This window comes from Streptomyces sp. MB09-02B (assembly GCF_033794485.1).
GTDB lineage: Bacteria > Actinomycetota > Actinomycetes > Streptomycetales > Streptomycetaceae > Streptomyces.
Genome location: NZ_JARGEE010000540.1, coordinates 1 through 5284, shown reverse-complemented (window position 1 = coordinate 5284; position 5284 = coordinate 1). Strand labels below are relative to the sequence as shown.

The window sequence follows — 5284 nt, the reverse complement described above, 5'->3', positions numbered from 1 at the left end:
CCTCTACGGCGTCGGGGTCAGGGCGCGGCGCCCGGCACTCAGCGACGGACCGAGCTGTCCGCCTCCGCGTCGACTGCGGGCGCCGCAACGGCAGGAGCCGGGCGCCGCGCCCTGACCCCGACGCCGTAGAGGACCACGCCGACCACCAGCCCGGCGCCCGCCCCGAAGCACACGGTCGGGATCACCTCGTACGGCTTGGCGACCGACCCCCAGTACGCCCACCACCGGGCCACCCGCTGCACCGCCGCGACCAGCGCGCACCCGCCGATGACGACGACCGCCACCCACCGGTCGGCCGAGGAGAGCACCGGCACGCCCACGGGCTCGCCCGCCGGCTGCCGGCGCAGCGCCCGTACGACGAAGACGGCGATGACGACCGCCGCGACCGCGGAGCCGCCGTACTGGAGGTACCAGTAGAGCGGCGAGCCCGCGATCTCCTCGCCGAGGACGGGGAAGAGCCGCATCCCCCACCGGTCGAGATGCGTGAACGCGTCCCACACGACATGGGTCAGCGACCCGAGGACGGCCGAGACGTACCACCACAGCGCGACCGACGGGCTGATCCGCCGCGCCCCCGACCCGCACCGCACCAGCGCGGCCACCCTCCCCTGCCGTCCCCTGGGCAGCAGCGCCACCAGCGGCTCCCGGAGCACCAGCCACAGTCCGACCAGCGCCCAGGTGAGGACGACGTCGACCGTGAAGACCCCGGCGAAGGAGTGCGTGACATCGCCGAACTCCATGGCCTCCGGCAGCACGCTCGCCGCGTAGTAGGTCAGGTCGGGCGCGAACGAACCGGCCACGAGCACCGAGGGCACCAGGGAACCGCGCCCGGTCCCGTCGCCCCGCAGGGCGGGCAGTACGGCGGCCGCGTGGCTGAGTGTGAAGGGCAAGTCGTCCCCCTGTGACGGACTTTGGCCGGACCGATCGACCGGCGATGACCGGTCGCCAGTATGCGCGACAGGGGTGCGGCCCTCCGGAAGGCGCCCACCGACAGCAAACCGATAAGGCCAATCGGTGAATATCGGGCACGAACGGGTGTCCGGGCGACGGAAGTTGTCGTAGGGTCACCTGGGCCGTCGTGCCGGTCGGCGCGGTGGTCACCGAAGTTCCGGAAAAGGAATGCCCGGAACAGTGCAACCAAGACCGGAACTCCGGAGTCGGTGTACCTGGGCGGGGAAGCCGGTCCGGCGTAACCGGAAGAAATGCCCGAGACATCACGAGACGGGAAGAACGCCAAGGCGTTCGGTCACCGGGAGGGGTTCACTCAATGGCGGCGCAGTTCGGTTTGAGGCTCCGCAAGGGGGCGGCCACGACCGCCCTGGCCGCGGCCACGGTAGCGGCGCTGGCCGCCTCCCAGGCCCCGGGAGTGACCACCGACGGCGCGGGCAGACAGACCACGGGCTCGCCCTCCCCGGAGATGAGCACCCAGGCCGACGACACCGCCACCGGCAACTCGCGGTACTACACGGACCTTCCGCCCCTCGACAGCCCCACCCCGACGACGGGTCCGGGCGACACCTCCGGCACCGGCGGCACCGAGAGCGGTATACCCGCGACCGTCCTCGACGCCTACAAGAAGGCCGAGGCGTCCCTGCGCCAGTCCAAGCCCGGCTGCAACCTGCCCTGGCAGCTTCTCGCCGCCATCGGCAAGGTCGAGTCCGGCCAGGCGAGCGGCGGCCGGGTCGACGCCGAGGGTACGACGACCGGCAAGAAGATCCTCGGTCCCCCGCTCAACGGCAACGGCTTCGCGAACATCAGCGACACCGACGACGGTGCCTACGACGACGACCGCACGCACGACCGCGCGGTCGGCCCGATGCAGTTCATCCCCTCCACCTGGGAGTGGGCGGGCCGCGACGGCAACGACGACGGTGCCAAGGACCCCAACAACATCTACGACGCCGCCCTCGCCGCCGGCCACTACCTGTGCCGCTTCGACTGGGACCTGTCGAACGACGCCAACCTGCGCAGCGCGATCCTCAGCTACAACAACTCGACGGAGTACTACAACACCGTCATGACGTGGCTGGAGCACTACCGCAAGGGCACCCACGAGATCCCGGACGGCACCGGCTCCCTGCCCCGGACGCCGAGCGGCGGCAACAGCAACAACACCGGCAGCGGCAACAGCGGTGGCCGCAACGGCGGCGGTTCCACGACGAGCCCCAGCCCCAAGCCGTCGAATCCGTCGACCCCGTCCAAGCCGGGGAAGCCGGGCACCAACGAGCCGGGCGGCGGCGGCAGCACCCCCAAGCCGCCCACCACCACACCGCCGCCCTCGAAGCCGCCCACCCCCACGGAGACCGTGCACCACCTGGAGAACGCGGGCGCGTCCAACCTCACGGCCATGGCCGGGGACACCTTCACCGGCAAGCTCGCCACGCGCACCGAGACCAAGGCCGGCAAGGCCGTCGCGAAGGTCCGGGTCCGCTTCACCGTCATGGGCGACACCGACACCACGTTCATCGGCGGCGAGAAGGTGGCGGTCGTCATCACCGACAGCGGGGGCAAGGCCACCGCCCCGGCGCTCGTGGCCGGTGAGAAGACCGGCACCGTCACGGTCAAGTCCACCGTCGTGGGCCGCCCCGTGACCGCCCTCGACCACAAGGTCACCGTCACCGCCCGCCGGGCCGACGCCCTCGCCCGCACCGGCACGGCCGCGCTGACCTGCGTGCCGAACGGCGAGTTCGCCGAGCAGATCGAGGTCAAGGCCACCTACAAGGGAGAGGTCGCCGACAAGGTCGCCGTCAGGGCGACCCTGATCAAGTCCCTCCCCGACACCACCGCGAACGACAAGGGCCCCTACTTCAAGGACGCGGCGGGCAACCCCGTACGCACCCTGACCGCCCTGGAGACCGACGCCGACGGTGCCCTCAAGCTCCCGAAGCTCTACTCCGACGACGCCGTCGGCACGTTCCTGCTCCGCATCGAGACCGCGGGCGGCGCGATCCTCACGCTCGACCTGAAGGTGGAGGCCCCGGCCGAGACGACGGAGCCGACCCAGCCGACGGAGCCGACCGGCACGACCGAGCCGGCGACGCCGAGCCCCAGCGAGTCCTAGGCACCTCGGCCGTCCGTACGGCCCCGGCGGCGCCCCTCCTCCACGAGGGGCGCCGCCGTCGTGTGTGCGCGACGTGTTCTCATCTCGCCCGCTCGTTGCTACCGTGCCGGATCTGACGAAGTATCAGTTCCCGTTCCGGGGGCCCGTAGTCGGGAGGTCCGTATGCGCGCCCTGATCGCCGCCGCCACCGGTCTCGCCCTCGCCTTCGCCCTGGTGTTCACGCTCACCGCGCTGGGCTCACCGACGGGGAAGACGTCACCGAAGCCGCTGCTGACGACGGTCCCCGCACATCCGTGACCGCCAGGGAGGGAGGCCCGAGATGCGCCGTAGGGCCGGTCTGATCCTGCTCGCGCTCGCCGTGTTCTTCACCGCGCTGTCCCCACTGCTGCGCTGGTACGCCTTCCCGAACCTGGCCAAGATCCCGGCGAACCAGTACCAGGACATGGTCCTGGAGGCCAAGGACGCCACCCTGCTCGACTACGCCACGATGACCGCCCGCACCGTCCCGAAGGTCACCATCGTGCAGACCCTCAAGGGCAACGTGGAGGCCTCCGAGGAGATCGAGAAGACGACCGACCGGGACGTCGTCGTCTGGGACGGCCTGTCGTACGTCCAGGGCCCCGACGGCGAGATGGTCTCCCGCATCCCCGAGCGCTACATCTTCGACGCCCACACCCAGGAACCCGTCCACGCCAAGGGCGAGTCGGTCGACGGCGACCCCGTGCAGCGCCGGGGCCTGGAGTTCAAGTGGCCCTTCCTCACGGAGAAGAGGGACTACGAGTACTTCGACGCCCAGGCCCGGATCACCGCCCCCATCCACTACAAGGGCACCCAGGACTTCCGCGGCGTCGAGGTCTACTACTTCGAACAGACCATCCCCTGGACCGAGGTCCCCTTCCCCCGGACCATGCCCGTGGAGGGCATCACCCGGGAGACGGTCGCGCAGACCGGCACCACCCGCTGGTACACCACGGTCCGCAAGTTCTGGGTCGAACCCGTCACCGGAGCCCCCGTCTACGGCGAGGAGATCCACAAGGAGGAACTGCGCGGCGGCACGCTCCTGGGCGACCGCGAGAAGGTGACCGCCTTCGCCGGGCACGTGAAGATGCGCGAGGACTACATCGAACACACCGTCGACATGGTCACGTCCCAGCGCCTGCTGGTCCTCCTCATGACCTCCTACCTCCCCTGGGGCTTCCTGGGCCTGGGCCTGCTGCTCCTCGCCCTCGCCCTCTACGTCGAGGCCCGCGGCCGCAGGCCCGGCGCACCGCAGTCCGCGAAGCCCCCGGCGTCGGAGCCGGTCAACGCCTGAGCCGTGCGTTGGTGTACCGGGTGGGCTCGGCCGTCGCCGGGTCCTCCGGCCACGGATGCCTGGGGTACCGGCCCCGCAGCTCCGCCCGCACGGCCCGGTACCCGTCGCGCCAGAACGAGGCGAGGTCGGCGGTGACGGCGGCGGGCCGCCCGGCGGGGGACAGCAGATGCACCAGCACGGGCACCCCGGCCAGCACGGGCGACTCCCGCAGCCCGAACATCTCCTGCAACTTCACCGCCAGCACCGGCTGTTCGGGCCGCGCGTAGTCGACCCGGATCCGGGACCCGCTCGGCACCTCGATCCGCTCGGGCGCCAGCTCGTCCAGCCGTACGGCGTCCCCCGTGGCCCACGGCAGCAGCCGCCTCAACCCCTGCCCGGCATCGATCCGCCCGAGGTCGGCCCGCCGCCGGGCCCGGCTCAGCTCGGGCTCCAACCACTCCTCCACGCGCGCGTGCAGGGCGCCGTCGGACACATCGGGCCACGGTTCACCGAGCCGCTCCCTCAGGAACGCCAGTCGCTGCCGCAACCCCGCCGCGTCCGGGGACCACCGCAACAGGCCGAACCCCTCGTCCCGCAGCCCCTCCAGCAAGGCCTCCCGTACGCGTGCGGGCGCCGCCTCACGCGACGGCCGCACCGCCAGCTCCACCGCACCCAGCCGCTCCACCCGCCGAGCCACCACGTCCCCGTCCCGCCACGCGACCTCCTCGTCCCGCCGGTACAGCCCCCCGGCCGCCTCCCGGGCGATCCCCTCGTCGATCGCGACCCCGAGCCGCACGCGCGCGTGCCCGCTCCCCACCGCCCGGTCGGCGACAGCGACGGCGATCCAGGACACCCCTCGCAACCCGGACGCCTCCGGCACCTCGGCACGGGTCCCGGAGACCATCAGGTACGACCCGCCGCCCCCCTTGGCC

General features: G+C 72.0%; 5 protein-coding genes. 3 read left to right on the top strand and 2 right to left on the bottom strand.

Features of this window, described 5'->3' with window-relative positions; all coding sequences use genetic code 11:
• Positions 1 to 38 precede the first annotated feature (38 nt).
• Positions 39 to 890 carry a DUF4184 family protein gene (locus P1P70_RS40090; protein ID WP_319246744.1) on the bottom strand — a complete coding sequence of 284 codons (852 nt, stop codon included), beginning with the start codon at positions 888 to 890 and terminating at the stop codon, positions 39 to 41.
• A gap of 377 nt (positions 891 to 1267) precedes the next feature.
• Between P1P70_RS40090 and P1P70_RS40085 the strand changes: the two genes are divergently transcribed.
• From P1P70_RS40085 to P1P70_RS40075, 3 genes are all read left to right on the top strand, one after another.
• Positions 1268 to 3061, top strand: coding sequence for a lytic transglycosylase domain-containing protein (locus P1P70_RS40085; RefSeq protein ID WP_319246742.1), 1794 nt, complete (start codon positions 1268 to 1270; stop codon positions 3059 to 3061).
• Positions 3062 to 3223: 162 nt separating this feature from the next.
• Positions 3224 to 3358 carry an SPW_0924 family protein gene (locus tag P1P70_RS40080; RefSeq protein ID WP_107072277.1) on the top strand — a complete coding sequence of 45 codons (135 nt, stop codon included), beginning with the start codon at positions 3224 to 3226 and terminating at the stop codon, positions 3356 to 3358.
• 22 nt (positions 3359 to 3380) lie between these two features.
• A complete protein-coding gene (locus tag P1P70_RS40075; protein WP_319246740.1) occupies positions 3381 to 4373 on the top strand; it encodes a DUF3068 domain-containing protein in 993 nt (330 codons plus the stop codon).
• On the opposite strand, the gene P1P70_RS40070 is transcribed toward P1P70_RS40075, so the two are convergent.
• Positions 4363 to 5284: ATP-dependent helicase C-terminal domain-containing protein (locus tag P1P70_RS40070; protein ID WP_319246738.1), on the bottom strand; the 922-nt coding region annotated here is incomplete at its 5' end. The two genes, P1P70_RS40075 and P1P70_RS40070, sit on opposite strands and share 11 nt — an antisense overlap.